Source organism: uncultured Pigmentiphaga sp., assembly GCF_937950555.1.
Taxonomy (GTDB): Bacteria; Pseudomonadota; Gammaproteobacteria; order Burkholderiales; family Burkholderiaceae_B; genus Pigmentiphaga.
In genome coordinates this window covers 529,458-556,160 of the sequence record NZ_CALFCW010000030.1, presented here as the reverse complement: position 1 = coordinate 556,160, position 26,703 = coordinate 529,458, and the positions used below count along the sequence as shown (strand labels likewise).

At 65.2% G+C, this 26,703-nt stretch carries 26 protein-coding genes; 22 read left to right on the top strand and 4 right to left on the bottom strand.

Annotation, left to right across the window (positions count from 1 at the left end):
- Positions 1–347 precede the first annotated feature (347 nt).
- The 3 genes from Q0319_RS09145 (at position 348) to Q0319_RS09135 (ending at position 3,006) form a co-directional block, all read left to right on the top strand.
- Positions 348–674, top strand: a complete 327-nt coding sequence (locus tag Q0319_RS09145) for a hypothetical protein (protein ID WP_296467724.1) — start codon at positions 348–350, stop codon at positions 672–674.
- Between the two features lie 97 nt (positions 675–771).
- A complete protein-coding gene (locus Q0319_RS09140; RefSeq protein ID WP_296467726.1) occupies positions 772–1,488 on the top strand; it encodes an MgtC/SapB family protein in 717 nt (238 codons plus the stop codon).
- Between the two features lie 609 nt (positions 1,489–2,097).
- Positions 2,098–3,006, top strand: coding sequence for a D-hexose-6-phosphate mutarotase (locus Q0319_RS09135; protein WP_299451894.1), 909 nt, complete (start codon positions 2,098–2,100; stop codon positions 3,004–3,006).
- Positions 3,007–3,040: 34 nt separating this feature from the next.
- Here Q0319_RS09135 and Q0319_RS09130 read toward each other — a convergent pair whose 3' ends face one another.
- Complete coding sequence (locus Q0319_RS09130) at positions 3,041–4,030, bottom strand: tripartite tricarboxylate transporter substrate binding protein (protein WP_296467730.1); 990 nt, start codon at positions 4,028–4,030, stop codon at positions 3,041–3,043.
- A 235-nt stretch (positions 4,031–4,265) separates the two neighbouring features.
- On the opposite strand from Q0319_RS09130, the gene Q0319_RS09125 reads away from it, so the two are divergent.
- Positions 4,266–5,168, top strand: a complete 903-nt coding sequence (locus Q0319_RS09125) for a DMT family transporter (protein ID WP_299451892.1) — start codon at positions 4,266–4,268, stop codon at positions 5,166–5,168.
- A 28-nt stretch (positions 5,169–5,196) separates the two neighbouring features.
- On the opposite strand, the gene Q0319_RS09120 is transcribed toward Q0319_RS09125, so the two are convergent.
- Positions 5,197–5,835: an FMN-dependent NADH-azoreductase gene (locus tag Q0319_RS09120; protein WP_299451891.1), complete on the bottom strand. Its 639-nt coding sequence runs from the start codon at positions 5,833–5,835 to the stop codon at positions 5,197–5,199.
- A 143-nt stretch (positions 5,836–5,978) separates the two neighbouring features.
- Between Q0319_RS09120 and Q0319_RS09115 the strand changes: the two genes are divergently transcribed.
- From Q0319_RS09115 to rlmD, 6 genes are all read left to right on the top strand, one after another.
- A complete protein-coding gene (locus Q0319_RS09115; protein WP_296467139.1) occupies positions 5,979–6,890 on the top strand; it encodes a LysR substrate-binding domain-containing protein in 912 nt (303 codons plus the stop codon).
- Positions 6,891–7,143: 253 nt separating this feature from the next.
- On the top strand, positions 7,144–7,908 hold the full coding sequence (surE, locus tag Q0319_RS09110; protein WP_296467136.1) for a 5'/3'-nucleotidase SurE: 765 nt from the start codon (positions 7,144–7,146) through the stop codon (positions 7,906–7,908).
- The gene (locus Q0319_RS09105) at positions 7,887–8,810 is read left to right on the top strand and encodes a protein-L-isoaspartate(D-aspartate) O-methyltransferase (protein WP_296467133.1); all 924 of its coding nucleotides are present in this window, start codon (positions 7,887–7,889) and stop codon (positions 8,808–8,810) included. Before surE ends, Q0319_RS09105 begins: the two co-directional genes overlap by 22 nt.
- Positions 8,811–8,827: 17 nt before the next feature.
- The gene (locus Q0319_RS09100) at positions 8,828–9,775 is read left to right on the top strand and encodes a peptidoglycan DD-metalloendopeptidase family protein (protein ID WP_296467130.1); all 948 of its coding nucleotides are present in this window, start codon (positions 8,828–8,830) and stop codon (positions 9,773–9,775) included.
- 8 nt (positions 9,776–9,783) lie between these two features.
- On the top strand, positions 9,784–10,554 hold the full coding sequence (locus tag Q0319_RS09095; RefSeq protein WP_299451888.1) for a 3'-5' exonuclease: 771 nt from the start codon (positions 9,784–9,786) through the stop codon (positions 10,552–10,554).
- A 47-nt stretch (positions 10,555–10,601) separates the two neighbouring features.
- Complete coding sequence (gene rlmD, locus Q0319_RS09090; RefSeq protein WP_296467124.1) at positions 10,602–11,993, top strand: 23S rRNA (uracil(1939)-C(5))-methyltransferase RlmD; 1,392 nt, start codon at positions 10,602–10,604, stop codon at positions 11,991–11,993.
- Positions 11,994–12,140: 147 nt separating this feature from the next.
- Here the strand turns inward: rlmD and Q0319_RS09085 are convergent, their stop codons facing one another.
- A complete protein-coding gene (locus tag Q0319_RS09085; protein WP_296467121.1) occupies positions 12,141–12,842 on the bottom strand; it encodes a Bax inhibitor-1/YccA family protein in 702 nt (233 codons plus the stop codon).
- Positions 12,843–13,054: 212 nt separating this feature from the next.
- Here Q0319_RS09085 and ndk point away from each other — a divergent pair, with 212 nt between their 5' ends.
- The 12 genes from ndk to hflC all read left to right on the top strand — a co-directional run bounded on the left by ndk (position 13,055) and on the right by hflC (position 25,572).
- Positions 13,055–13,480 (top strand): nucleoside-diphosphate kinase, encoded by a 426-nt coding sequence (gene ndk, locus Q0319_RS09080; protein ID WP_296467118.1) that lies wholly within the window; start codon positions 13,055–13,057, stop codon positions 13,478–13,480.
- Positions 13,481–13,512: 32 nt separating this feature from the next.
- On the top strand, positions 13,513–14,724 hold the full coding sequence (gene rlmN / locus Q0319_RS09075) for a 23S rRNA (adenine(2503)-C(2))-methyltransferase RlmN (RefSeq protein WP_299451885.1): 1,212 nt from the start codon (positions 13,513–13,515) through the stop codon (positions 14,722–14,724).
- A 57-nt stretch (positions 14,725–14,781) separates the two neighbouring features.
- Complete coding sequence (locus Q0319_RS09070) at positions 14,782–15,726, top strand: helix-turn-helix domain-containing protein (protein ID WP_299451884.1); 945 nt, start codon at positions 14,782–14,784, stop codon at positions 15,724–15,726.
- A gap of 14 nt (positions 15,727–15,740) precedes the next feature.
- Positions 15,741–17,042 carry a flavodoxin-dependent (E)-4-hydroxy-3-methylbut-2-enyl-diphosphate synthase gene (ispG, locus tag Q0319_RS09065; protein WP_296467109.1) on the top strand — a complete coding sequence of 434 codons (1,302 nt, stop codon included), beginning with the start codon at positions 15,741–15,743 and terminating at the stop codon, positions 17,040–17,042.
- Positions 17,043–17,089: 47 nt separating this feature from the next.
- Positions 17,090–18,388: a histidine--tRNA ligase gene (hisS, locus tag Q0319_RS09060; RefSeq protein WP_296467105.1), complete on the top strand. Its 1,299-nt coding sequence runs from the start codon at positions 17,090–17,092 to the stop codon at positions 18,386–18,388.
- 126 nt (positions 18,389–18,514) lie between these two features.
- Positions 18,515–19,147: a tetratricopeptide repeat protein gene (locus Q0319_RS09055; protein ID WP_296467104.1), complete on the top strand. Its 633-nt coding sequence runs from the start codon at positions 18,515–18,517 to the stop codon at positions 19,145–19,147.
- Complete coding sequence (bamB, locus tag Q0319_RS09050; protein ID WP_299451881.1) at positions 19,147–20,325, top strand: outer membrane protein assembly factor BamB; 1,179 nt, start codon at positions 19,147–19,149, stop codon at positions 20,323–20,325. The genes Q0319_RS09055 and bamB overlap by 1 nt, the downstream gene beginning before the upstream one ends.
- A gap of 21 nt (positions 20,326–20,346) precedes the next feature.
- Positions 20,347–21,735 (top strand): ribosome biogenesis GTPase Der, encoded by a 1,389-nt coding sequence (der, locus tag Q0319_RS09045; RefSeq protein ID WP_299451879.1) that lies wholly within the window; start codon positions 20,347–20,349, stop codon positions 21,733–21,735.
- Between the two features lie 170 nt (positions 21,736–21,905).
- Positions 21,906–22,142: an RNA chaperone Hfq gene (gene hfq / locus Q0319_RS09040; protein WP_087780232.1), complete on the top strand. Its 237-nt coding sequence runs from the start codon at positions 21,906–21,908 to the stop codon at positions 22,140–22,142.
- 31 nt (positions 22,143–22,173) lie between these two features.
- On the top strand, positions 22,174–23,325 hold the full coding sequence (gene hflX, locus Q0319_RS09035) for a GTPase HflX (RefSeq protein ID WP_299451876.1): 1,152 nt from the start codon (positions 22,174–22,176) through the stop codon (positions 23,323–23,325).
- A gap of 44 nt (positions 23,326–23,369) precedes the next feature.
- On the top strand, positions 23,370–24,665 hold the full coding sequence (gene hflK / locus Q0319_RS09030) for an FtsH protease activity modulator HflK (protein WP_299452120.1): 1,296 nt from the start codon (positions 23,370–23,372) through the stop codon (positions 24,663–24,665).
- A gap of 34 nt (positions 24,666–24,699) precedes the next feature.
- Complete coding sequence (gene hflC, locus Q0319_RS09025) at positions 24,700–25,572, top strand: protease modulator HflC (RefSeq protein WP_296470987.1); 873 nt, start codon at positions 24,700–24,702, stop codon at positions 25,570–25,572.
- Between the two features lie 90 nt (positions 25,573–25,662).
- Here the strand turns inward: hflC and Q0319_RS09020 are convergent, their stop codons facing one another.
- Positions 25,663–26,679, bottom strand: a complete 1,017-nt coding sequence (locus Q0319_RS09020; RefSeq protein WP_299451874.1) for a tripartite tricarboxylate transporter substrate binding protein — start codon at positions 26,677–26,679, stop codon at positions 25,663–25,665.
- Positions 26,680–26,703 lie beyond the last annotated feature (24 nt).

Below are 26,703 nucleotides of genomic sequence, written 5' to 3'. Positions count from 1 at the left end.
CTGGCAGTCGTTTCGAAACGAATGTTGGGTCGCCGCGACACGCAGCCGGTTCTGTTCGAAGCGTGCGCCGCCGCCACGATGCGTCGACTAGGGTTGTCCCGGAGGAAGGGGCGGGATAGAATGGTGGCCTTCCAACATTTTTTGAGGCAAGTCGTGGATAACGACGGCAGTAGTCGAGCCGTTTCGGCCAACGCCGCCTAGCAGGTCTGCAGATTTGTCTGCCGCGTCCTGCTAGGCCAGGATGCGGATCCTCCTTCCCCAAGGTTTCCCGCTTTACCCGCCTGCCACGGGCAGGCTCCGCGTTTGCCGAACGGCATAGTCCGTCTTCCTGTCTGCCAGGAGGCTCAATGATGCGTTTCGCCAAGATCTTGGGCGCGTGGCGCCGCAGGAGCGTGCTCGGACCGGGCAAGCGGGATTTGCGCTTCCGCCTGACCGTGTTCAGTGCCAATTCGCGCCTGGACCGCTTGCGTCAACATGTGCACGCCGAGCTCTCATCACGCGACCTGCGCTTTTCCCAAATGCGGATAGCCAGCGCCGCGGCGCCGGACGCGTTCTACCGCATGTCGGTCACCCTGCAGTGCCCGCCGCACCTGCGCCGCGAGCTGAACGCGGTCGCGCTGGGCCTAGGGCGCCATCCCGACATCCAGCGCGTCAGCTACGAACAATTGCAATAACGCCGGCTAAAGCCTGATGCGTCGAGCTGCCGGGCCAGCGGTCCGGCAGCTCGTTTTGTTTTTCGACGACCTAGAAACCAAAAAGAAGGGAGGTCGCGTGCAGGCCTTCGCGAATTTCCACACCCTTGAATTGCTCGACACGCTCGTCAGCCTGGCGACCGCCTTCATACTCGGCGCGCTCATCGGGCTCGAGCGGCAGTACCGCCAGCGTACCGCGGGTCTGCGCACCAATGTACTCGTGGCGCTTGGCGCGGCAATTTTCGTCGACATGGCGATGCGCATCGCGGGCACGGACGGCGCCGCCCGTGTCGCCTCCTACGTTGTGTCCGGCGTAGGATTCCTGGGGGCGGGCGTCATCATGCGGGAAGAGGGCAATGTGCGCGGCCTGAACACCGCGGCGACGCTCTGGGGATCGGCGGCCATCGGAGCCTGCGCGGGAGCAGACCTGATCGCCGAGGCGATCCTGGCCACCGTTTTCGTCCTTGCCGCCAACACCCTGCTGCGCCCCGTCGTGAACACCTTCAACCGCAAGCCGGTGGACGTCCTCTCGTCTGAGGTGACGAGCATCATCCACGTCATTACTGGAACTGCCCACCGAACGGCAGCCATGGCGGCGCTCGAAGCCGAGCTGGAACGGGCGAACTATCCGCTCGCGGAGCTCGAAGTGGTGCCGTTTGGCGATGAAGAGATCGAAATCCGCGCCACTTTGATGGCTACCTCCATCCAGGGCACCGAGCTCGACGCCATCACCGCCAAACTTGCCGGCAACCCTGCCATCGCCCAGGTATTCTGGGCGCCGAGCATCTCGGACTGACCCACCCACACGTTGCCGATTTTTTGACCGAGCCAAGGCAAACGGCGATATGACGGGCCTTGGCGGCCTCTATCCCAAGCCTATCCCCTGATTTATCCACAATTCGAGGGGACAACTGCCTGTTACAAATGCCGGTCCGTCTTTGCGCACCAGCTCATCCGCGTCGTCGACCCTGGCCGCCATGATTCGACTCGCGCCATCAACCTTAAGGCTGAGCACCGTTTTGGGGTCCGGACGCATCCGATTGGTGCCGTCTTCCTAGGGGCAAGACGGATTTGGCCCCCGTAAGCCGACCTCTGCCAGTGTGGCGCCACCGCGGCGCCCTCGGCCGGAAGTTCTAGGATGAGAGGTCGAACCCTCGAGCTGCCCAAGCGACGTGCAAATCGTTTCAAATCGCGTGCTGGCGCGGGTCTTGCGGCCGCCATTTCCTGCTATCCCCAAACTTGTCCACAGAAGTGGTGGATAAGCATCCAATCCCGCCGCGGGGCATAATTGCCCAACCGAGAAGGCCGCCTGGGCGACACCGGCACGTGGCCGAGAGGGATGCACCAAGCAGCGGGCTATGGGAATGCGAGGCCGCACCATCTGACAAGACCCACGAGGATAACCATGGATGAAAACGCATCTGCTGCCGTCGAGCCATGCACCGTCGGCGCGCTGCCGTGCTGGCGATTGCAATCTCCCCACGGCCAGGCGCTGGTCGCGCGACAGGGAGCGCAGCTGCTCAGCTATACGCCCCGGGGGCAGCGTCCCGTCGTGTGGCTGAGCGACGCCGCCGCCTTCGAGACCGGGCGGCCGGTGCGTGGCGGCATACCCGTTTGCTGGCCGTGGTTCGGCCAGTTCGACCGCAATCCTGTCGAGGTGCAGATGATGCTGCCGAAGGGCGTGGACGCTCCGTCCCACGGGTTCGCCCGGACGCTGGACTGGGAGGCACTCGAGGCGGGCGCCACGCCAGAAGCGGCGCGCCTGGTGCTGCGCCTGGACCTGCCTTCAGGCTGGGGGGAGTGGCGGCACGCGGCCGAGCTGGTCTTGGAAATCCAGCTGGACGATGCCTTGACGCTTACGCTCGCCACGCGCAACGCCGGGCTTGCGCCCCTGGCCGTCAGCCAGGCGCTACACACTTATTTCGCTGTCAGCGACATCGACCACGTCGAGGTCCACGGGCTGGATGGGGTTCGATACGTCGATACGCTGCGGGACTGGACCAGCCACGCGCAAGGCGGGGCACTTCGCATCGAAGCAGAGACCGACCGCATTTATACAGGCATCGACGGCGCGCTAGCGATTCGCGACGCAGGCTGGCGCCGGAACGTCCACATTCAGCCTTTCGGGTCGCGATCGGCCGTAGTGTGGAATCCGTGGATAGAGAAATCCCGCCGCTTGTCCCAATTCCGCCCAGATGCTTGGCGCGGCATGCTGTGCATCGAGACGGCCCGCGCATGGGACGACATACTGCACGTTGCGCCCGGCGCCACCGAACGAATGGGCATGACCATCCGGGCCTCGGACTGGGGCTGAGGCGGCCCTGCCCAGCGCAAATCGATTCTTCCGGTTAGTCTACGGTGGCACCCGATTTCTTGACGATTTGCGCCCACTTGGGAATTTCCCTTTTCACCGTCGCAGCAAACTCCTCAGGCGTGCTGGAGGTCGCTTCGATGCCCATGGCACCGAGTTGCCGCTTGAGATTTTCATCCGCCATGCCTTTGGCGATGGCCTCATTGAGGCGTTGCACGACGGACTGCGGCGTCCCCTTGGGCACCACGACGCCGAGCCAGTTGGAAACGTCATACCCGTCGAGCCCGGCTTCTGAGATCGCAGGGACCTCCGGCAGCGCGCTGATGCGCTTGAGCGACGTTACCCCCAGCGCGCGGACCTTGCCTGCGCGGATGTGCTCTGCATACACCGCGTAGGAGTCGAAGGTCATGCTGAGCCGCCCGGCCAGCAGGTCGTTGAGCAGCGGCGCGCTGCCCTTGTACGGTACATGCAGCAACTGCACGTCGGCCATCGAGGCAAACAGGGCGCCGGACAAATGGCTGGAGCTGCCGTTGCCCGCGGACCCGTAGGACAGGCGCCCCGGCTGCGCCTTGGCGAGCGCGATGAGTTCCTGGACCGTCCGCGCCTGAACCGAGGGGTGAACGACCAACACGCGCGGCGTGGTATGCGTCAGGCTGACATACTCGAAATCCTTCACCGGGTCGTAGCGCAGCTTGGGATACAGGGAGGGATTGATGGCCAGCGTACCCATGGTGGCAAAGAGCAGGGTATAGCCGTCTGGTGGCGAATTGACGACGGCCTCGGCCGCCGGCGTACCACCCGCTCCCCCACGGTTCTCGATGACGACCTGTTGGCCGAGTTGCTCGGAGAGCTGCTGCGCCAGTCCCCGCGCCATGATGTCGGCGGCCCCGCCGGCCGGAAACGGGACGATCATGCGCAGGGGCCGTTCGGGATAGGGACTTGCGGCATGCGCGCCGACGGTCACGCCAAGCGCGCAGACCGCCGCCCAATGGAATGCCGAGCGCACGCGAAGACGAAACGCAGACATTGAGTGCTCCTCCATTGTTGTTCTCGCCGCCGCCCACAACCGAGAGACGTTGATAAAGACGGTGCGCGCGCCTACTGTAGGCGCTCGCACCGGTGGCGCCTATGGCGGTGGCATCAAAGCTGTTATGCGGCATCGGCCTGGCATGCTCCGGCCTGGGCCGCTGCGGGGCAGTCGGGACCGGCCGGCGCGCAAGACACGGTATGATCGCTGGCTCACGACCGCTTCCGCCGCGACCTTGGATATTTCACTGCTCTGGATTCCCGCCACCCTGATCGCCGCTGCCGCGCAGACCGCGCGCAACACGATGCAGCACAAGTTGACGAGCGAATTGGGAACACTAGGCGCCGCACAAGTGCGCTTTCTCTATGGCCTGCCGTTCGCGCTGGTTTTTCTCGCCATCCTGCTCCTGGCCGGCGGAGAAACGTTGCCACCTGCGCATGGCAGGTTCCTGCTGCTTTGCGCCGGCGCCGCCGCCGTACAGATTCTCGCCACGGTGCTGATGTTGGCGACCATGCAGCTGCGCAACTTCGCGTTGAGCACGGTCTATGTCAAGACCGAGCCCGTGCTGGTGGCGATTTTCGCCGTCGCGGTACTGGGCGATCCGCTCACTGTCCTGGCCGCTTGCGCCGTCCTGATTGCAACGACCGGGGTCGTGACCATGTCGTGGAAACCCGGGGCGGGAGCGGGCAGCAATTGGCGCCCGGCTTTGCTCGGCATCACCTCCGGCGCATGCTTCGCCTTGTCCTCCGTCGTTTTCCGGGGAGCCATCCTGTCGCTCGAGGGCGGCTCGTTCGCGCTGCGTGCCAGCATGACGCTCGTGGTGGGGCTGCTAATGCAGACTGCGGCGCTGGTGATCTGGCAGGCGCTATTCCAACGCGACGTGCTGCGGCACGTGCTGGCAGCGTGGCGTTCGTCGCTGCCAGCCGGCTTCATGGGCGCGTTCGCGTCGCAGTGCTGGTACATCGGCTTTGCATTGACCTCCGCGGCCAATGTCCGCACCCTGGGCTTGGTAGAGGTCCTCTTCGCTCAGGTCGCGTCCCGACGCATCTTCGCCCAGCATACGAGCCGCAAAGAACGCTATGGCATGGCGCTGGTGGTGGCCGGGCTGGTGCTGCTGCTCTACGGCGCGCCCCGCTGAGCGGGCCGCGCGCCCGCATGCACCGGTGTTACGCCGCCGCGGCGAGTTCCTCGGCCAACAGTCCGGCGCGGTGCAACGCCGACTCGAGCGCTTCGGCACGCACCTGCGTGCCGAGCGACACGCCCTCGGCCCGCACCACGTGGACGTCGTTGACGCCGAAGAACCCGAATATCGCGCGCAGGTAAGCCTCCTGGTGATCCATCATCGGCTCCATGGGCGTGCCGGCATACTTGCCTCCACGGGACGAAACGATCACCACCTTCTTCCCACCCGCCAGGCCCTGTGGCCCCTCGGCCGTATAGCGAAACGTCTTGCCAGCCTGGGCCACCCGATCTATCCACGCCTTCAGCTGAGACGGGATGGAAAAGTTGTACATGGGGGCTCCCACGACGACCACGTCCGCGCCCAGGAACTCTTCGAGCAGCTCATCGGTATATGCGGCCTGCTCGCGGAAACTGGCGTCCGAAGGCAATTCCGCGCCGGGTTGGGGGCGCAACGACTGCAGCAGGGCGCCGTCCAGGTGAGCAGGGGGCTGGGCGACCAGGTCGCGGTGGCGAACCTGCGCTCCGGGGCGGTTCCGGCAAAGCGCCTGGACGATGGCAGCCGTCAATTGACGGGAAACAGAGGCACTGCCGGACGCGCTGGAATCGATTTGCAAGACGTTCACGTGAAACTCCCAATGGCAGACTAGGGTTAATGCGGATGAATTCCAAAGAGGCTTCACGATATATCTTCAACAATAAATTTTAAATTGGCCGCAACGAGATGGACTTTTTCATGCATGGAATAATTCAATAAAAAGGGGGAACCATGCAGGACCTCAACGACATGTACTTGTTCGCCAAGGTCGTGGACTACGGTGGCTATACCGCCGCATCGCGGGCGCTGGGGATACCCGTGTCCCGGATTAGCCGGCGGATCGCGGCCTTGGAAGAAGCGCTTGGCGTGCGATTGCTCCACCGCACGACCCGCAAGATATCGGTCACTGAGATCGGCCATACTTACTACCAGCACTGCGCCGCGCTGGTAGCCGAGGCCGCGGCGGCGCAGGAGGCGGTGGACCGCACTACGTCCCAGCCGCAAGGATTGATACGCTTCAGCTGCCCCGTGGGCCTGCTGCAAAGCGACGTGGCCCGCATCGTCTCGGACTACCTGGCGCGCAATCCCCTGGTGCGGGTGCAAATCGAGGCCACGTCGCGCCGGGTGGACGTCGTGGAAGAAGGGCTCGACCTCGCCCTGCGCGTGCGCCAGCCCCCCTTCGAGGATTCCGAGCTGGTGGTGCGTCCGCTTGCCACCACACGCGCCGTGGTCGTCGCCACGCCCGATTTTTTCGAACGCCACGGACATCCGGAACACGTAGAGGACATCGCCCGCCTGCCCACGCTCAGCATGGTGCAAACAGGGGAGAAGCACGTCTGGCGGTTCAAGGGCCCCGACGGCAAGGAAGCCGCGGTCGCCCACGTCCCGCGCTTGTCCGTGGACGACCTGAACACCCTGCAGACCGCGGCCCTGCAAGGCCTCGGGCTGGCTTGCCTGCCCTGGTTCATGGTGGCTGCGGACGTCGAGGCAGGGCGGCTGCAGGTGACGCTGTCGAAATACACGCTGCCTGAGGGCATCGTACAGGCGGTATTTCCGTCGCGGCGCGGGCTCGTGCCGGCGGTTCGGGGTTTTCTCGACGCATTGGTCGAGGCGTTCCAGAAACAAAGGCCCGTGCCTTGCTAGGGCATGCGCGCAACGTCCGTGCCGGCTAGCGCTACTTGCCGGAGGGGGTCATGTACAATCCCAGAGCATTCGGTGGGCCGGCAGCAGATGCGTTATCCGGAATCGCCAAGCAACCAGGAGGCTGGCCGGCTCGTTCCGGACGACACAAGCCCGCAGGGTCGCCGTGCGGGCTTTTTCGTTCGCGGCCCGTGCCGGCAGCAAGCGTGTTTGATGCTGACTGGAGATGTCATTGCGTAATAGAGCGGGGCGATAGATGTTGATTCTGGTTTCCAACGACGACGGCTACTTCGCCCCCGGCTTGGCCGCTCTCGTCGAAGTGTTGCGCCCGCTTGCCGAACTGATCGTGGTCGCGCCCGAGACCAATCGCAGCGGATCGTCCAACTCGCTCACCCTGGACCGCCCCTTGTCGGTGCGCACGGCCGCGAACGGATTTTTCTATGTCAACGGGACGCCGTCCGATTGCGTGCACATTGCCCTGACCGGGCTGCTCGATCGGCGGCCGGACCTTGTCGTGTCGGGCATCAACGACGGCCAGAACATGGGCGAAGACACGCTTTACTCCGGCACCGTCGCCGCCGCGACCGAGGGCTACCTGTTCGGCATTCCCTCGATTGCGTTCTCCCAAGTGTCGAAGGGATGGACGCATCTGGATGCTGCGGCCGCCACTGCGCGCCGCATCGTCGAGCACTTCATCGAGCGGCCGCTCGAGGCCCCCACATTGCTGAACGTCAATATTCCCAACCTACCGCTCACCGAACTCAAGCCTCCCCGCATCACGCGGCTGGGGCGGCGTCATCCATCGGAACCCGTGGTGCGTTCCTCCACGCCTTACGGCGAGCCGGTCTATTGGATCGGACCGGCGGGGAAGGCGGCCGATGCGACGCCCGGAACGGACTTCCACGCCTGCGCCGACGGCGCAGTGTCTATCACTCCGCTGCGGTTCGACCTGACGCACACTGCGCAGATCGAGCCGCTACGTGCATGGATCCCGACGGAATGGACAGGCGCAAACCGCTGACCCCCGCTCCCGCGGCGCCACGCGCCAGTGGGAACACGCCAACCGCGACGAGGCGGCTCACGCCCTCGGCGCTCCCCGTCACGCCTGCCAACAGCAACACGCGGGTCAGCACCGGCCGCCCCCCTGTGGTCAGGAACGCGGCTACCCCATTGCCTCGCCGGGAGGAAGCCAAGCCCCTCAACAGCAATGCCAGGGTGGTGCCCGCGCGGATCGTCACGCCTTCCGCGGCGCCCCCCGCGCCTGCGGCCGGAGAACCGAACCACGGACTGAACTCGGAACGGATGCGCAGTGCGATGGTGGCCCGCCTGCGTTCCCAGGGCATCGCCGACGAACGCGTGCTCGCGGCGATGCAGGCCATTCCCCGCCATCGCTTCGTCGACGAAGCGCTGGCGAGCCGCGCGTACGAGGACGCGGCACTGCCCATCGGACACGGGCAGACCATCTCGCAGCCCTGGATCGTCGCGCGCATGATCGCCGCCGCGTGCCACGGCCGCGAGCTCGGAAAGGTGCTGGAAGTCGGCACGGGGTGCGGCTACCAGGCTGCGGTGTTGGCAGGCGTCGCGCGCGAGGTGTATTCGATCGAGCGCATCAAGGCCTTGCACGAGTTGGCACGCAGCCGCCTGCGCCCGTTCCGCTTTTCGCACGTGCGGCTCGTTTTCGGCGACGGCATGCAGGGGCTGCCGAGCGCCGCGCCTTTCGACGCCATCGTGGTCGCGGCCGCGGGATTGAAGATTCCTGATGCGCTGGCCGCCCAGTTGGCACTGGGCGGACGGCTGGTGGCGCCGGAAGGCGGCGCTACGCAAAAATTGGTCGTCATCGAGCGCACGGGCGCGCACAGCTGGGTGCGCACCGAACTCGAACCCGTGCGCTTCGTGCCCCTGCAATCAGGTGTGTTGTCGTAATGAAGAGGAGATCTGGGATGCAGAACTGGCGCAAGCCGAGCAGCAAGAAAACCGCTCCGCCCCGGCGTAACGGGACGGACAGCCTCGCACGGGCCGCCATTTACGCGCTGGCCTGGACGGGTTGCGCATTGCTGCTGGCGGCCTGCGGGTCGGCGCCCAGGACGGTTCCCGTCGTGGATCGCACCACGCCGCCGTCCAAGTCCGCCGAGCCTCCCGCCACGGCGGGAAGAGAACCGTCTCGCCTGGTCGATGCCGACACGTACGTCGTCAAGCGCGGCGATACGCTGATCCGGATTGCACTCGACCACGGGCAGGATTGGCGCGACATCGCGCAGTGGAACAATCTGCAGGACCCTAATCAGATCCGCCCGGGCCAAGTGCTGCGCGTGACCCGCCCGAGCACGACCGAGGCCAAACCGGCAGACACGACCGTGGCCCAAGTCACGCCCGTGCCGAGCCCGTCGCAATCGACGACGCGTCCGCTGGAGACGCCGGCACCGGCGCCTTCCTCCCCGACGCCGGAACCGCCCGCGCAAGCGCCCAGCACGCCTCCTGCAAAGCCGGCTCCGCCGCCATCACGCACCGAGCCCGCGGGCGATCGCATCGAATGGAGCTGGCCGGCAAGCGGCAAGATCATCGAGAACTTCCACGAAACCCGCAACAAGGGGCTGGACATCGCCGGCACCCCCGGCGACCCCGTGCTGGCGGCAGCCGACGGAAAAGTGGTCTATAGCGGCAGCGGGCTGCGCGGCTACGGGCAACTAATCATCATCAAGCACAACAACACCTTCCTGTCGGCCTATGCCCACAACCGCGCCATGCTGGTGAAGGAAGGGCAGGCGGTGAGGCGCGGGCAGAAGATCGCCGAGCTGGGAAGCACGGACGCCGAATCGCCGCGCCTGCACTTCGAAATCCGCAGGCAAGGCCGGCCAGTCAACCCCATGGATTACTTGCCCCCGCGCTGAGGCCCACCATGACGCCCATGCTGGTCTTCGACCTGGAAACCATCCCCGACGTGGAGGGCTTGCGCAAGCTCAACGGTTGGGGAGACGAGGTACCGGACGCCGAGGTCGTCGCGCGGGCGACTGCTGCCCGACGCGAAGCGGTGGGACACGATTTCCTCCCGCTCCACCTGCACAAGGTGGCGGTGATCGGCTGCGTCTTTCGCGACGACGAGGGATTCCGGGTCAAATGCATAGGCAAGGCCGACGATCCCGAAGCCACGCTGATCTCGGGCTTCTTCAAGACCATCGACCGCTATACGCCCCAGCTCATCAGCTGGAACGGATCGGGATTCGACCTGCCCGTACTGCATTACCGCGGCCTGATACACGGCGTCCAGGCCGCGCGATATTGGGACATGGGCGAAGACGATCGCGACTTCCGCTACAGCAATTACATCAGCCGCTACCACAACCGGCATTGCGACCTGATGGACTTGCTGGCCAAATACAATGGACGCGCCAATGCGCCATTGGACGAGCTGGCCAAGCTCTGCGGCTTCCCCGGCAAACTGGGCATGGACGGCAGCCTGGTATGGGAGGCGTGGAACTCGGGCCGGCGGGAAGAAGTGCGCGCCTATTGCGAAACCGACGTCGTCAATACCTGGCTGGTCTACTGCCGCTTCAGGCTGGTGCGCGGCATGCTGTCGCGAGCCCAATACGAGGCGGAACTGGACTTGGTCCGCAGTACGCTCGAAGCGCTGGACCAGCCTCACTGGAAAGAATACCTCGCAGCGTGGTAAACGCCGCGGGCGCCGCTTGACGCAGCGTCGCCCACTGAAATCGGAACATGGCTCAAGAAACTGATCACACGTTCCAGCAAGGGCTGGAAGGGCAAACCGTTGCCGCCGAGTTCGACGACGGTTCCGTACGCATCGAATCGGTCGACCTGGAGGGGCGGGGCATCGCGCGTCGCCAGGGCAAGGTGGTATTCGTCGAAGGCGCGTTGCCTGGCGAGCGGGTGACGCTCAAGATACTCAAGCGCAAACCGTCCTACGAGCTTGCCGAGGTGGCTGACATCCTGCGCGCCTCCCCCATGCGCGTCGAACCACGCTGCCCGCATTTCGGCGTCTGTGGAGGATGCGCCATGCAGCATGTGGAGCCTTCCGCGCAGGTCGCCATCAAGCAGCGCGTGCTGGAAGACACGCTATGGCACATCGGCAAGCTGGTTCCGCAGCGCGTATTGCCGCCCGTTTACGGGCCGTCATGGGGCTATCGCTATCGCGCCCGCCTGTCTGTGCGGGTGGTGGTCAAGAAGGGCGGCGTGCTGGTGGGCTTTCGCGAACGCAAGAGCAGCTACGTGGCCGATATGCGCGAGTGTCACGTCCTGCACCCGCACGTGGCATCGCTGCTCGTGCCGCTACGGGAAATGGTGGCCGCCATGCCGGCGCGCGACCGCATCCCGCAAATCGAAGTCGCCGTGGGTGACAAGCAGGTGGTGCTGGTACTGCGCCACCTGGTTCCACTGGTGGACGAAGACGTGGCCGTCCTCAAGGCCTTCGCTGCACGGCACGACATCCACTGGTGGCTGCAGCCCAAGGGCCCGGACAGCGTGCATCCGCTCGAACCCGCGGACGCCGACGGCCTAGCCTATGCGCTTCCCGAATTCGGCCTGCGCATGCCATTCAAGCCCACCGACTTCACCCAAGTCAACCATGCGATCAACCGGGTACTGGTCTCGCGGGCCATCGCCTTGCTCGACCCCCAGCCCACCGATCGTGTGGCAGACCTGTTCTGCGGCCTGGGCAACTTTACGCTCGCTCTGGCCACGCGCTGTCGCGAGGTGGTCGGCGTCGAGGGCAGCCCGGCGCTGACCGACCGCGCGCTGGACGCGGCGCGCCGGCAGGGGTTGGCCGGGCATACGTCGTTTTCGACCTTGAACTTGTTCGAGGTCGACGAACAATGGCTGCGAGGCCTAGGCCGTTTCGACCGCATGCTGATCGACCCCCCGCGCGAAGGCGCGCTAGCCGTGGCCAAGGCGTTATCCAAGCTGGGCGCGGATAGGCCGCAACGCATCGTGTATGTGTCCTGTAACCCCTCGACCCTGGCGCGCGATGCGGCCATTCTCATCCATGAGGGAGGCTTCGTCCTGCGTGCCGCCGGCGTGGTCAATATGTTCCCGCACACGGGCCACGTCGAGTCGATCGCCGTATTCGAGCCAGGCGGGCCCGGATCGAGTTGAGGGAGGGAAGGGGGCGCGCACGGCGCACCCGGAGAAGGGGAAGGAAAGCGGTGCCGGGGTGAATCCTGGACTTCGGCACCGGCGCCCTCAGGGCGTGCGGCGGGCGCCACCAGCGGCCCGGCCGCCCCGCAAGCGCCACCTTGACGTTTAGTCGCGCTCTCCGCCGAAGATCCCGAGCAGCATCAGGAGATTGACGAAGACGTTGTAGATGTCGAGGTAGATCGCCAGCGTCGCCGAAATGTAGTTGGTCTCGCCTCCGTTGACCACCCGCTGCAGGTCCACCAGCATGAAGGCCGAGAAGATTGCGACCGCCAGCACGGAAATGGTCAGCATCAGCGCGGGCAACTGCAGGAAGATGTTGGCAAGCGCGGCGAGCAGGATGACCACGGCGCCGACGAACAGCCATTTGCCCAGGCCGGACAGGTCGCGCTTGATGGTGGTGGAGAGAACCGCCATCGTCCCGAACACCGCCGCCGTTCCGCCGAATGCGGTCATGATCAGCGTGGCGCCGTTGGCCATGCCCAGCACGAAGCCGATCATGCGCGACAGCATCAGGCCCATGAAGAAAGTAAAGGCCAGCAGCAAGACGACGCCCAAGCTGCTGTGCTTGTTCTTCTCGATGGCGAACATCAGGCCAAAGGCGCCCACCAAGAACACGATGGTGGTCAGCCCCGGACTGCCGCCCATCACTTGGGCCAGGCCCGTGCCGACGCCGATCGCCGCCCCTAGCACGGTTGGGATCAAGGACAGCGCGAGCAGCCAATAGGTATTGCGCAGCACGCGGTTGCGCGTGACTTCCCCGGGCGCGGCGCCGGCCCGGGCTAGTGGCGAGGTGCGTAGATCATTCATGGTTGAGCGACTCCTATTCGTGTTTTGGCTCGTTTCGCCCCGCGAGCGGGCATGAGATTGAGAGTCTGAGTATGCCGCAGGGTTCCGCCGACATCCAGTGGGGCGGGCGCCACCCCGCCACAACGCCGGCAGACAGGCGTGCCGTCAGGTAGGCGTGATACAATTTAACGTTTAAGTTCCCCCCAAAGTATTTGTTTTTATTGGAGTTTTTGATGGCCATCGAGCGCACCCTTTCGATCATCAAGCCGGATGCGGTTTCCAAGAACGTCATCGGCCAGATCGTTTCCCGTTTCGAGGCCGCTGGCCTCAAAGTCGTCGCCGCGCGCATGGTGCAGCTCTCGCGCGCCGACGCAGAGCGTTTCTATGCCGTGCACGCCGAGCGCCCCTTCTTCAAGGACCTCGTCGACTTCATGGTCTCGGGCCCGGTGTTCGTGCAAGTGCTCGAAGGCGAGAACGCCATCCAGAAGAACCGCGACCTGATGGGCGCCACCGATCCCAAGAAGGCTGAGAAAGGCACCATCCGCGCCGATTTCGCCGAAAGCATCGATGCCAACGCCGTGCACGGCTCCGACGCCCCGGAAACCGCCAAGGCCGAGATCGCGTTCTTCTTCCCCGAACAAAACATCTACAGCCGCTGAGCCGGGATGTTTTTCTCCCCAAGGAGGCCGGCATGAGCTCCATCTCGCCGACAGCCCTGGCCGACAAGGTCGAACCCCGTTCCGGATCCCCGCGCATCAACCTGCTGGGGCTGGACGCGGCCGGGCTCGCCTCCCTGGTGGAAAGCTGGGGCGACAAGCCGTTCCGGGCCAAGCAGTTGCAGCGCTGGCTGCATCAGCGCGGGGTGGACGACTTCGGGCAGATGACGGACCTCGCGAAGTCGTTTCGTGAAAAACTGGCCCGCCATTGCGAGGTGCGCGCCCCTGGCGTCCTGACGGTGCACAAATCTGCCGATGGCACGCGCAAGTGGCTGCTCGACGTCGGCAATGGCAACGCCATCGAGACCGTCTTCATCCCCGAGGACGACCGCGGCACGCTATGCATTTCCACGCAGGCCGGTTGCACGGTGGCATGCCGTTTCTGCTCCACTGGGCACCAAGGGTTCAATCGCAACCTGGGCGTGGACGAGATCGTCGGTCAGTTGTGGCTGGCCCGCCGCACCATCGAAGCCGACCGGGAAGGTGCGCGCCTGGCCAACGGGGCGCCGGCGCCCTTGGCCGCGACCGATGACCGGGTAATCAGCAACGTGGTCATGATGGGCATGGGCGAGCCCCTGCTCAATTACGACAACACCGTCGCGGCGCTGCGGTTGATGCTGGACGACAACGCCTACGGTTTGTCGCGCCGCCGCGTAACGGTCTCCACCTCGGGGGTCGTGCCCATGATGGACCGGCTTTCGCGGGACTGCCCGGTGGCGCTCGCGGTATCGCTGCACGCCCCCAACGACGCGCTGCGCAACGACCTCGTTCCCCTGAACCGCAAATACCCACTGCGCGAGCTGATCGCTGCTTGCCAGCGCTACTTGGAATTCGCGCCGCGCGACTTCATCACCTTCGAGTACGTCATGCTCGACGGCGTCAACGACGGTGATGAACATGCCCGGCAGCTCATAGACATTGCGCGACAGGTGTCGTGCAAGTTCAACCTCATTCCTTTCAACCCCTTCCCGCAGTCGGGGCTCAAACGCTCGCCGGCGGCGCGGGTCCGGCTGTTCGCGCAACGCCTCATGGACGCAGGCATCGTCACGACCGTGCGCAAGACGCGCGGGGACGACATCGACGCCGCCTGCGGCCAGCTGGCCGGAGAGGTCAAGGACCGCACGCGCCTCAAAGAGCGGCTGGCCGGCGAAACCCGCTTCGGCCGCATCATCGAGGTGCGCGAGTGAGGCTGTCGCGTTGCCGGCCCGACCTTTCCTGCGGTTGGGCCTGACAAGGAGTCGTCGATGTCTGAACACAACGAAACCGGTCAGCAGGAGCAGCAGGGCGGCCATGCGCCCTCCGGCGCCGCGCCGTCTTCGTCGTCCGTGGGTCGGGAGCTGGCGCGCCTGCGCGAGGCGCGCGGCTGGTCGCAGGAATATGTGTCCGACCGCCTAAAGTTCGCCGTGCGGCAGGTCCGCGCGCTCGAGAACGAGAAGTGGGATGAATTGCCGCAAGGCATGCCGCTGAGGGGCTTCGTCCGCAATTACGCCCGCCTGCTGGAAGTGGATCCGGCCCCGCTGTTGCAGGCCTTGCCTGCCGAGTTGCAGACGACGGACCCGGTGTCGCTCGCACAGGCCTCGTCGCTTTCCAGCCCGCTCGCGATGACGTCCCGCCGCGGCTGGCCGACGGGCCCGCGCAAGCGCCTGGCGCCGTGGCTGGTCGGGGGCATCATGGCCCTGGCCGCACTTGCGCTATTGGGCTACGCGCTCAACCAGCAGGGCAAGCTGTCGTTCGGCGAGCAAACGGCGTCCACGCTCGAAACCTCGGACGGCAGGACAGCAGTGCACGTGGAAACGCCTATTGCACCGCCAGCCGCATCGGTGACAGAAACGCCAGTGGGAACGACGACCGAAACGCCAGTTCCGCCGGCCACTGCGGCGCTGCCTCCGGCACACGAGCCGGAGCCCACCCCGGCACCTGCCGCCGATCCGGAACCCGCAGCCGCCCCGCAAGCCGGACTGGCGCTGAAACTCAAGCAGGCGAGCTGGGTGGAGATCCGCCGGGCGGACGGATCAATCGCCGTCTCGCGCATTCTTCCTGCCAACGAGACCTTCGCGCTCGATCCCGCGGGGGCTCCCTACCGGGTCGTCATCGGCAACGTCAACGGCGTAGACTTGAGCTGGCGGGGCGCTGCGGTCGATCTGACCCCGTACCGCCGCGACAACGTCGCCCGCCTCACCCTGCAATAGCCGTTACCCGAGCCATGAACTCCACGCAGCCCGTCGCCGCCTCCTTTAACGACAGCACGCCATATCCGGCCGGACCGGCAGCGCGCCGGCCGACGCGCCAGGTGCGCATTGCCTGGGGCGACGCCTCGGTCGCGGTCGGCGGCGACGCGCCTGTCGTGGTCCAGTCCATGACGAACACCGACACCGCCGATGCCATCGCCACGGCGATCCAGGTCAAGGAGCTGGCGCTGGCCGGCTCGGAGATCGTGCGCATCACCGTCAACACGGCCGAGGCGGCCCGGGAAGTACCGGCCATACGCGAGCAGCTCGACCGCATGGGCGTGAGCGTGCCGCTGGTGGGGGATTTCCACTACAACGGGCACAAGCTGCTGACCCAGTACCCAGAATGCGCACAGGCCCTGTCGAAGTACCGGATCAACCCGGGCAACATGGGTGCCGGCAAGAAGCGGGATGACAACTTCGCGCAGATGATCGAAGTGGCCTGCCGCTATGGGAAGCCGGTGCGCATCGGCGTCAATTGGGGCAGCCTGGACCAGGACCTGCTGGCGCGCATGATGGACGAAAACAACCGCAAGCCCCAGCCCTGGGATGCGCAGGCCGTCATGCGCGAAGCGCTCGTGGTCTCCGCCGTCGACAATGCCCGGCGCGCCGAAGCGCTGGGGTTGCCGGGCGACCGCATCGTCCTGTCCTGCAAAGTCAGCAACGCACAGGACCTCATCGCGGTCTACCGCGATCTTGCGCGCCGCTGCGATTATCCGCTGCACCTCGGGCTGACCGAGGCGGGAATGGGCAGCAAGGGCATCGTGGCGTCCACCGCGGCCATCAGCGTCCTGCTGCAGGAAGGCATTGGCGACACCATCCGCGTCTCGCTCACGCCAGAGCCGAACGGCGACCGCACGAAAGAGGTGGTGGTCGCGCAGGAAATCCTGCAAAGCCTGGGATTGCGCGCCTTCGCGCCCACGGTGGTGGCCTGCCCGGGCTGCGGCCGCACGAGCAGCACCGTTTTCCAGGAGCTCGCATCCGACATCCAGCGCTATCTGCGCGAGCAGATGCCGGTCTGGCGGCTCAAGTACCCCGGCGCCGAGAACCTCCATGTCGCGGTCATGGGCTGCGTCGTCAACGGCCCGGGCGAAAGCAAGTTCGCCGACATCGGCATCAGCCTGCCCGGCACCGGCGAACAGCCGGTCGCACCGGTCTACATCGACGGCCAGCGCGCGGTCACGCTCAAGGGCGAACACATCGCGCGCGAATTCCAGGCGCTGGTAGAAGCGTACGTAGAAAAAAGATTCAACACCCATTCGGCCCCCGCGTCCTGAGCGACGCCCCCATTGCGGGGCGCGCCGGCGCGCAGGGGAGACCTACCATGACGAACGAAACTTTCCAGAAAGTGACCGCGATTCGCGGCATGAATGACATCCTGCCCGCAGATTCGGGCCAGTGGGAGCGCCTGGAGTCGCTCGTGCGCGAGTGGCTGCGCAGCTACGGCTACCGCAACCTGCGCACGCCCGTGCTGGAACAGACGCGGCTGTTCACGCGGGGGATAGGCGAAGTGACGGACATCGTCGAAAAAGAGATGTACAGCTTCACCGACTCGCTCAACGGCGATTCGCTCACCATGCGCCCCGAGTTCACGGCGGGCATGGTGCGCGCGACGATCGAGCACAACCTGCTGTACGACCGTCCGCAACGGGTGTTCGCCATCGGTCCCGTATTCCGGCACGAGCGTCCACAGCGGGGGCGCTACCGCCAGTTCCACCAGATCGACGTCGAAGCGCTGGGCTTTGCCGGGCCCGACATCGATGTGGAGCTGATCCTGATGCTCGCCCGGCTCTGGAAAATCCTGGGCCTGACTGACATCCGCCTGGAAATCAACTCGCTGGGCTCGGCCGAAGAGCGGCTCGCCCACCGGCAAGCGCTCATCGCCTACCTCGAAAAGCACCAAGACCTGCTCGACGAAGACGGCAAGCGGCGCCTCTATACCAATCCGCTGCGCGTGCTCGACACCAAGAATCCCGCCCTGCAAGACATGGCGAACAATGCGCCGCGCCTGCTCGACTACCTGGGCGAGGCATCGCTCGCCCATTTCAACGGCGTGCGCGAGCGGCTCGAAGACGCGGGCATCGAATACCGGGTGAATCCCCGCCTGGTGCGCGGCTTGGACTATTACAACCTGACCGTGTTCGAATGGGTGACCGACCGGCTCGGGGCCCAAGGAACGGTATGTGGCGGCGGCCGCTACGACGGGCTGATTTCCCTGCTGGGCGGCAAGCCAGCCCCCGCGGTGGGGTTTGCCATCGGCGTCGAGCGGCTGCTCGACCTGTGGACACAGGTGCAGCCGCCGCAACCCCAGCCTGAGTGCGACGTATACGTCGTCCACCAGGGCGAATCCGCGGCGCGGGCGGCCATGCGCGTGGCCGAGTCCCTGCGCGACGCCGGGCTAGACGTGATCCTGCATTGCGGGGGCGGCAGCTTCAAGTCCCAGATGAAGCGCGCCGACGGCAGCGGAGCCGAGTACGCCGTCATCCTGGGCGAGGACGAGCTGGCCGAAGGCGTGGCGAGCGTCAAGGCCTTGCGCGCCGATGGCGTGCCGCAACGCAAGATCCCGACCGCGGAGCTGCCCGACTTTCTCGTCACCGAACTGACGGCCGGCGGAGCGGAATAGCCGGTTCTCCCGGCGGGTGGATACGGGATTGCTCCGTATCAGTTAATCTTGCGGCTCTTGAGGTTCCGCGGGCTGCCTGGCGGCCCGCGGCAGATTTTCAGCCATAACCAATCAACCGGGGCGTGCATGGCCTACGACATCGACGAACAGGAACAACTGGAATCACTGAAGGCATGGTGGGCCAAGTACGGCAACCTCGTACTGGGCGTGGCCACCATCGTGCTGCTGGCTGCGGCCGCATGGAACGGCTGGCAGTGGTACCAACGCAACCAAGCCGCCAACGCCATGGTGCAGTTCGAAGCCCTGGAGAAAGCGGTCGAGGCGGGCGATCTGGGACGCGTCAAGGACGCCGCCGGCTCCATCCTGGAAAAGTATTCCGGCACCGGTTACGCGCCGCGGGCCGCGCTGCTGGCGGCCCGTGCCTTCCAGGAGGCGGGGGACGCCAAGTCGGCGCGGGCCCAGTTGCAGTGGGTCATCGACCGCAGCGGCGACGCGGCCCTGGCCGCCGTGGCTCGCGTGCGGCTGGCCGGATTGCTGCTGGACGAGAAGAACTATGACGAGGCGCTCGCGGTGCTAGGCACGCAGCCTCCGGAGGCATTTGCCGCCCTGTATGCGGACCGCCGCGGCGACGTCCTGGCGGCCCAAGGCAAGCGCGAAGAAGCACGCAAGGCGTACGAAGAAGCGCTCGCCAAGCTCGATCCGTCCACCGATCTGCGATCGTCCATCCAACTCAAACTCGATGCTCTCGGAGGCGCTTGATGGAGTTGCACAACCGCCATACCGGCGAGCGCCGCGGCTGGCGACGCCTTTGCCAGGCCGCCGCCGTCGCGGCCGCGCTGGCGCTCGGAGGATGCTCGCTCTTTTCCAGCGAGAAGCCGCGCTATCCGCCCGCACCGCTGACCCCGCTCACCCCGACGCTGCCGGTCAGCAATGCCTGGAGCGTCTCGGTCGGCGGCAAATCGGGCGTGGGCTTCGTGCCGGCGGTGGTCGGCGATGCCGTCTACGCCGCCGCGAGCAATGGCACCGTCGCCAAGTATTCCCTCGACACGGGAGCCGAGATCTGGCGCACGTCCACGAAAACGGATCTTTCGGCCGGGGTAGGGAGCGACGGGCGCATCACGGCGGTAGCGACGCCCCGCGGGGAAATCATTGCCCTGGACGACACAGGTTCGATCAAATGGCGCGCCCAGGCGACAAGTGAGATCACCATCCCGCCGCTGGTGGGCGATGGCCTGGTCGTGGTGCGCAGCGGCGACTACCGTGTCCAGGCCTATGACGCCGAAACCGGACGCCGGCGCTGGAGCGTCCAGCGCCCCGGGCCAGCGCTGGCGCTGCGCGCGCCCGGCGAAATGTTGCTCTCGGGAGGCTACGTCTTCACGGGCCTGCCGGGCGGCAAGCTGATCGCCATCTCCACCACCGGCGGCGCCGTGCGCTGGGAAGGCACCGTCGCCATCCCGAGCGGAACCAGCGAACTCGAGCGCGTGGCCGACGTCGTCGGTGCACCCGTCATTTCAGGGCGACAACTGTGCGCGGTCACGTACCAGGGCCGCATCAACTGCTTTGACGTGGGAACCGGCAATTCGGTCTGGTCGCGCGAATTCTCCAGCGTCACGGGCCTGGCCGCCGACGTGCGCTTCGCCTACGCTGCCAACGACCGCAGCGTGGTGCATGGCTTCGCCCTCGACAGCGGCGCCAACATCTGGAAACAGGACGCGCTGCAGAACCGCGGCCTGACCGCACCGGCCTCGGTGGGCCGCGCCATTGCGGTGGGCGACTTCGAAGGCTACGTGCATTTCCTGCAACGCGAGGACGGCGCTTTGCTGGCCCGCATCGCCACCGACGGCAGCGCCATCCTGGCCAGGCCGGTACCGACCGGTCGCGGAGTGCTGGTTCAGACCTCCAAGGGCAACCTGTACTCGATTAATGTCGGTCAATAAGCAGCAAGGTTTTTTTCGACGATGAAACCCTCGACATTCAAACCGGTGATCGCCCTGGTCGGGCGACCCAACGTGGGCAAATCCACGTTGTTCAACCGGCTGACCCGCTCGCGCGACGCGCTCGTGGCTGACTTCCCCGGCCTGACGCGCGATCGCCATTACGGCGAGGGGAGGGTGGGGGGCCATCCCTTCATCGTCGTCGACACCGGCGGCTTCGAACCGGTCGCCAAGCAAGGCATCATGGCCGAGATGGCCAAGCAGACGGTGCAGGCCGTCGATGAGGCCGATGCGGTCATCTTCCTGACCGATGGCCGGGTTGGCCTGACCGGCCACGACCGCGAGATCGCCGATCGCCTGCGGCGTGCCGGACGCAAAGTATTGCTGGCTGTCAACAAGGTCGAGGGCATGTCGCGCGCCACGGCGGCAGCCGAGTTCTACGAACTGGGGCTGGGCGAGCCGTTCGCCATTTCGGCGGCGCACGGCGACGGCGTGGTGGACCTGATCGAGGCCGCCCTGGCCGACCTGGTTTCAGCTACGACTGAAGCGGAAGACGAGCGAGACGGGGAAGAAGAGGCCTTCGTGGCCGTGGACGCCGTCGACCACCGGATCAAGCTCGCCATCGTCGGCCGTCCCAACGTCGGCAAATCCACGCTCGTCAACACCCTGCTGGGCGAGGAGCGGGTCATCGCCTTCGACCAGCCCGGCACGACCCGCGACGCCATCGAGATCGACTTCGAACGCGGAGGGCGGCGCTACACCCTGATCGATACCGCCGGCCTGCGCAAGCGGGGCAAGGTCTTCGAGGCCGTCGAGAAATTCTCCGTCATCAAGACCTTGCAAGCCATCGAGGCCAGCAACGTCGTCTTGCTGATGCTCGACGCCAGCACGGAAATCTCGGAGCAAGACGCCCATATTGCCGGCTTCGTCCTGGAGACCGGCCGCGCCCTGGTGGTCGCGATCAATAAATGGGATCGCGCCGACAGCGACCAGCGAGAGCAGATCAAGCGCGAATTCGACCGCAAGCTGCGTTTCCTGTCCTTCGCCAAGATGCACACCGTGTCGGCGCTGCGCAATGCCGGCATCGGCCCGCTGCTCAAATCCATCGAAGCCGCGCACGCGGCCGCGTTTGCCAAGCTGCCGACGCCCAAGTTGACGCGCACGCTGCAGGCCGCGGTCGAGCAGCAGCAGCCCCCGCGCAAAGGCATCTTCCGCCCCAAGCTGCGCTATGCTCACCAAGGGGGCCAGAATCCTCCTTTGATCGTGATTCACGGCAGCGCATTGGACCAAATCCCGGATTCGTATCGCCGCTACCTCGAAGCGCGTTTCCGGGAAACTTTCTCGCTGCAGGGAACTCCATTGAGAATCGAGTTCAAGAACTCGAGGAATCCCTATCTCGACAAGGCGGGGTGATTTTCGATTTCCTTCGTCCGGGTGCGTGCTCTCTTGTGGGAATGCTGCGGCGTCCCCACATTAGGGGTCATGGCAGCTCTCAGTTTTGAGATTTGCTAGTCTCCCTGGGGAAAACCCGGTACAGTAACAGCGTTGGCATCCGCCAAGAAAAACATATCAGGAGCCCACTAATGAGCAATAAAGGGCAATTGCTACAAGACCCGTTCCTTAATGTGCTGCGTAAAGAGCACGTTCCCGTTTCCATTTACCTCGTCAACGGCATCAAGCTGCAGGGGCAGATCGAATCCTTCGACCAATACGTCGTCCTGCTGCGCAATACCGTGACGCAAATGGTCTACAAACATGCCATCTCGACCGTAGTGCCGTCGCGCCCGGTCAATTTCCAGGTTGAAGCCGCTGCAGACTAACTCCCCCCCGAACCGGAACCGCGGGCCGCTGATGCGCGCGCTGGTCGTCAGCGTAGACTTCGGCGAGCCCGAGTTCCAGGCGCAAACTGACGAATTCATCATGCTGGCCAAAGGGGCCGGCGCCTATATCGTCGATACCATCATTGCCCGCCGGTCCAAACCGGACGCCGCGCTCTTCGTCGGCTCGGGCAAGGTGGAAGAGATCGGCCTGGCCGCTGCATCCGGCCAGGCCGAGATCATCCTGTTCAACCACAATCTCTCGCCCGCCCAGCAGCGCAACCTCGAGCGCGAGCTCAAGTTGCGAGTGGTCGATCGAGTGGCGCTCATCCTCGACATTTTCGCCCTGCGGGCACAGAGCCACGAGGGCAAGCTCCAGGTCGAGCTCGCTCAGCTCCAGCACCTGTCCACGCGCCTGACCCGCATGTGGACCCACTTGGAACGACAACGCGGCGGCATAGGCATGCGGGGCCCGGGCGAGTCGCAGCTGGAAATGGACCGCCGGATGATAGGCGAAAAGGTCCGCACCCTGCGCGAACGGCTCGACAAGCTCGAACGGCAGCGCCAAACCCAAAGGCGGTCCCGGGCGCGCGGCGGCGCCTTTTCCGTGTCGTTGGTCGGCTACACCAACGCGGGGAAATCCACGCTGTTCAACACCCTCACGCGTGCCGAGGTCTACGCGGCTGACCAGTTGTTCGCCACGCTGGACACGACCACGCGCCGCATCTGGATAGAGGGGGCCGGATCGGTAGTCGTCTCCGACACCGTCGGCTTCATCCGCGAACTGCCCCATACGCTGATCGCGGCATTCCGCGCCACGCTCGAAGAAACGGTCCACGCCGACTTGCTGCTCCACGTCGTGGACGCGGCCAGCCCCCAGCGGGACGAACAGATCGCGCAGGTGGACAAGGTGCTGGAGGAAATCGGGGCAGCCGGCATCCCCCGCATCCTGGTCTACAACAAGATCGACCAAAGCAGCCATGAACCCGGCGTCGAGCGCGATGAGCATGGTACGATCTCGCGGGTATTCGTCAGCGCGCTCGAGCGGCGAGGCCTGGATGCACTGCGGGGTGCAATCGTCGAGGCCAGCCGAGCAGATCCGGTTGCCCTAGGTAATAATAGGTGCGACCCGCGCTTTCGTATGCATACTTCGTCCGTCAGCCCTGCGGCTGACGCCCGATCCTAAGCGATGGGTCCATCCCGTCCGCTTCGCCTACTATAAAGATGCGTCTGCCTTCGATAACTCGAATATTCAACCTGAACGACTCCAACTGGGGGCGGGGAGGCGGCGGCTCCGGCAACGAGCCTCCTCGGCGTCCGCCCAACGAAGGACGGAACAACAATAACGGCGGTCCGCCCGACCTGGACGAGTTGTGGCGGGACTTCAACCGCAAGCTCAGTGGCTTGTTCGGCCGCAGGCCGTCAGGCCCGCCGGGCGGCAACGACGGCCGCGGGCGTTTTTCTCCCTCGCCACGCGGCACCGGTGTGGGCCTGCTCGTCGTGGTCGGCATCGTCGTCGCCCTGTGGCTGGCCTCCGGCTTTTTCATCGTGCAAGAAGGGCAGGTCGCGGTCATCACGCAGTTCGGCAAGTACAAGGAAACCACGCGCGCGGGTTTCCAATGGCGCCTGCCGTATCCCATCCAAAGCCACGAGATCGTCAATCTCTCCCAGCTGCGCACGATCGAGGTAGGCTTTCGCAACACTTCGCGCAGCAAAGTGCTGCCCGAGGCCCTGATGCTGACGGACGACGAGAACATCGTCGACATACAGTTCGTCGTCCAGTATCGCCTGAAGGAAACCGGCGCGAGGGACTACCTGTTCAACAACCGCGAGCCCGACATAGCAGTCAAGCAGGCGGCCGAGACGGCCATGCGCGAGATCGTGGGCAAGAAGAAAATGGACTTCGTGCTGTATGAAGGCCGGACCCAGGTTGCGTCGGAAGTGGCCGCGCTGATGCAGCAGATCATGGATTTGTACGGCACCGGCGTGCTGATCAGCACGGTGGCGATCCAGAACGCACAGCCGCCCGAGCAGGTGCAGGCCGCGTTCGACGACGCGGTCAAGGCCGGCCAGGACCGGGAGCGCCAGATCAATGAAGGCCAGGCCTATGCCAACGACGTGGTGCCCCGGGCCGCCGGCGCGGCGTCCCGCCTGTTGCAGGAAGCCGAGGGCTATCGCCAGCGCGTCATCGAGAACGCCGAAGGTGACGCCGCACGCTTCTCGCAAATCCTCGCCGAGTACAGGAAGGCGCCGCAGGTCATGCGCGACCGCCTCTACCTCGAGACCATGCAGGAAATCTTCGCCAACACCACCAAGGTGCTCGTGGATACGCGCAGCGGCAACAACCTGCTTTATCTGCCGCTGGACAAGCTGATGCAGCAGGTGTCTCAAGAGGCCGCCGCGGCCGCCCGTTCGGCCGCCTCGACGACGGGCAACTCGAGCAGCGCGCCCCAGCCGTTGACCGGCGGCGTGCTGCCGGATGCCGGTCGTGACGCCCTGCGTTCGCGCGACCGCAACGCCCGTTGATGCCTGCGCGCCGTTATAAGGAAGGAATACCACCATGGACCGTTTGATTCCGGCGGTAATCGGACTGATCGTCGGTTTGGCCGTGATGTCGTCATGCGTCTTCGTCGTGAACGAACGCAACTACGCCGTCGTCTTCGCTTTGGGCGAGATCAAGGAAGTCATCGACGAACCCGGGCTGTACTTCAAGCTGCCGCCTCCGTTCCAGAACGTCCAGCAGTTCGACAAGCGGATCTTGACGATCGACACCGCCGAGGCCGAGCGCGTGCAGACTTCGGAAAAGAAGAACCTGCTGATCGACTCTTTCGTGAAATGGCGCATTTCGAACCCGCGCACGTATTTCGTCACGTTCGGCGGCAACGAGCGCGCCGCGCAGGAGCGCCTGCAAGCCCTCATTCGCGACGCCTTGAACGCCTCGATCAACCGCCGCACCGTCAACGACGTCACGTCCAAGGAACGTGACAAGATCATGCAGGAGATCCGGGCCAACACAGAGGCCGCCGCCAAGCTGCTCGGCGTGGAGATCGTAGACGTGCGCCTCAAGCGCGTGGATTTCGTCCCAGAGATTTCGGAGTCCGTCTATCGGCGCATGGAGGCCGAACGTAAGCGCGTCGCCAACGAGCAGCGCTCCATCGGTGCCGCGGAAAGCGAAAAGATCCGGGCCGACGCCGACCGCCAGCGCGAAGTCATCCTGGCGGAAGCCTATCGCAAGGCGCAGCAGATCAAAGGCGAGGGCGATGCCAAGGCTTCGGCCATCTATGCGCAAGCCTTCGGCCAGGACCGCGAGTTCTACCGCTTCTACAAGAGCCTCGAGGCCTACCGTTCCTCGTTCGGCTCGAAGGGAGACATGCTGGTGATCGATCCCAGCTCGGAGTTCTTCCGCTTCATGAAGTCGGCCGAGGGCAAATAAGGCCAAGGCGCAGCAGGGCCCCCCCTTCCAAAAAAAAAGCAGCCCGCAGGCTGCTTTTTTCATGATGCGAGGAACGCGAGAATCGCCCGTTTATTCGGCTTGGATGCCGGCGGCTTCGACGACGGCGCGCCATTCGGGAATTTCGGTGCGAATGCGATCGGCCATTTCCTGTGGGGTGGTGGGCAGCAGCTCCACGCCCAGCTCGAAGAACTTGTCGTGGGTCTCGCGCTGCTTGAGAATGCGGACCACTTCCCGGTTCAGTTTGGTCACGACGGCTTCAGGCATGCCTGCCGGCCCCGAGAGCCCGAACCAGACGTTGGCGTGGAAGCCGGGCAGGGTTTCGTTCACCGTGGGCAGGTCGGGCATGATCTCGGTGCGTTTCTCCCCGGTCGACGCAAGCGCGGTGAGCTTGCCCGCGCGCACATGGGGCAGGGAAGAGGCTCCGCCCTCGAACATCATGTCCACCTGGCCCGCGATCAGGTCGGTACTGGCGTTGGAGCTGCCTTTGTAGGGCACGTGCAGAATGTCAATGCCGGCCTTTCTCTTGAACATCTCCGCCAGCAGGTGGTGCGAGCTTCCCGCTCCCAGTGACGCATACGTGTATTTGCCCGGATTGGCCTTGGCCGCGGCAATGAGGTCGGAGACGGTGCGCATGGGCAAGGATTTGGTCACCACCAAGTAGGTGGGCGTGTCGAACAACATCGAAATCGGCGTGAAATCCTTCAGCGGATCGTATGGCAGTTTCTTGCGCAACACCGCGTTGAACACCATGGCGCTTTGGGTGGCGATGAGCAGGGTATAGCCGTCCGGCTGCGCCTTGGCGACCGCGTCGGCAGCGATGGTTTGGCTCGCGCCCGGCCGGTTTTCGACGACCACCGGCTGGCCGAAGGCGCTGGCAAGCTGCTGGGCGAGATAACGGGCAAAGGTATCCCCCAAGCCACCGGGAGCGTGCGGCGAGATGATCTTGATCGGCTTGCTGGGAAAATCCGCCGCGGCGTTCTGGGCGACGGCCGGCTGGCAGGCGACGAACCCCGCGGCGAGGGCAGCCAGGGCCGCCCGGCGGCGTCCGTTCACCTGGTGGGCTTGCTTCGTGGATAGCTTGGTCATTGCCATGTCTCCTCTGTGGACCGG

Excerpts from the sequence above, each read along its gene's own strand:
- Q0319_RS09130 (WP_296467730.1), bottom strand. The coding sequence starts at position 4,030 with ATGTCTGCGTTTCGTCTTCGCGTGCGCTCGGCATTCCATTGGGCGGCG.
- rlmD (WP_296467124.1), top strand. The coding sequence starts at position 10,602 with ATGGCTCAAGAAACTGATCACACGTTCCAGCAAGGGCTGGAAGGGCAA.
- ispG (WP_296467109.1), top strand. The coding sequence starts at position 15,741 with ATGAACTCCACGCAGCCCGTCGCCGCCTCCTTTAACGACAGCACGCCA.
- ndk (WP_296467118.1), top strand. The coding sequence starts at position 13,055 with ATGGCCATCGAGCGCACCCTTTCGATCATCAAGCCGGATGCGGTTTCC.
- Q0319_RS09055 (WP_296467104.1), top strand. The coding sequence starts at position 18,515 with ATGGCCTACGACATCGACGAACAGGAACAACTGGAATCACTGAAGGCA.
- hflX (WP_299451876.1), top strand. The coding sequence starts at position 22,174 with ATGCGCGCGCTGGTCGTCAGCGTAGACTTCGGCGAGCCCGAGTTCCAG.
- Q0319_RS09095 (WP_299451888.1), top strand. The coding sequence starts at position 9,784 with ATGACGCCCATGCTGGTCTTCGACCTGGAAACCATCCCCGACGTGGAG.
- der (WP_299451879.1), top strand. The coding sequence starts at position 20,347 with ATGAAACCCTCGACATTCAAACCGGTGATCGCCCTGGTCGGGCGACCC.
- hfq (WP_087780232.1), top strand. The coding sequence starts at position 21,906 with ATGAGCAATAAAGGGCAATTGCTACAAGACCCGTTCCTTAATGTGCTG.
- hisS (WP_296467105.1), top strand. The coding sequence starts at position 17,090 with ATGACGAACGAAACTTTCCAGAAAGTGACCGCGATTCGCGGCATGAAT.
- Q0319_RS09105 (WP_296467133.1), top strand. The coding sequence starts at position 7,887 with ATGGACAGGCGCAAACCGCTGACCCCCGCTCCCGCGGCGCCACGCGCC.
- rlmN (WP_299451885.1), top strand. The coding sequence starts at position 13,513 with ATGAGCTCCATCTCGCCGACAGCCCTGGCCGACAAGGTCGAACCCCGT.
- hflC (WP_296470987.1), top strand. The coding sequence starts at position 24,700 with ATGGACCGTTTGATTCCGGCGGTAATCGGACTGATCGTCGGTTTGGCC.
- Q0319_RS09020 (WP_299451874.1), bottom strand. The coding sequence starts at position 26,679 with ATGACCAAGCTATCCACGAAGCAAGCCCACCAGGTGAACGGACGCCGC.
- Q0319_RS09145 (WP_296467724.1), top strand. The coding sequence starts at position 348 with ATGATGCGTTTCGCCAAGATCTTGGGCGCGTGGCGCCGCAGGAGCGTG.
- surE (WP_296467136.1), top strand. The coding sequence starts at position 7,144 with ATGTTGATTCTGGTTTCCAACGACGACGGCTACTTCGCCCCCGGCTTG.
- Q0319_RS09100 (WP_296467130.1), top strand. The coding sequence starts at position 8,828 with ATGCAGAACTGGCGCAAGCCGAGCAGCAAGAAAACCGCTCCGCCCCGG.
- Q0319_RS09085 (WP_296467121.1), bottom strand. The coding sequence starts at position 12,842 with ATGAATGATCTACGCACCTCGCCACTAGCCCGGGCCGGCGCCGCGCCC.
- Q0319_RS09115 (WP_296467139.1), top strand. The coding sequence starts at position 5,979 with ATGCAGGACCTCAACGACATGTACTTGTTCGCCAAGGTCGTGGACTAC.
- Q0319_RS09135 (WP_299451894.1), top strand. The coding sequence starts at position 2,098 with ATGGATGAAAACGCATCTGCTGCCGTCGAGCCATGCACCGTCGGCGCG.
- bamB (WP_299451881.1), top strand. The coding sequence starts at position 19,147 with ATGGAGTTGCACAACCGCCATACCGGCGAGCGCCGCGGCTGGCGACGC.
- Q0319_RS09070 (WP_299451884.1), top strand. The coding sequence starts at position 14,782 with ATGTCTGAACACAACGAAACCGGTCAGCAGGAGCAGCAGGGCGGCCAT.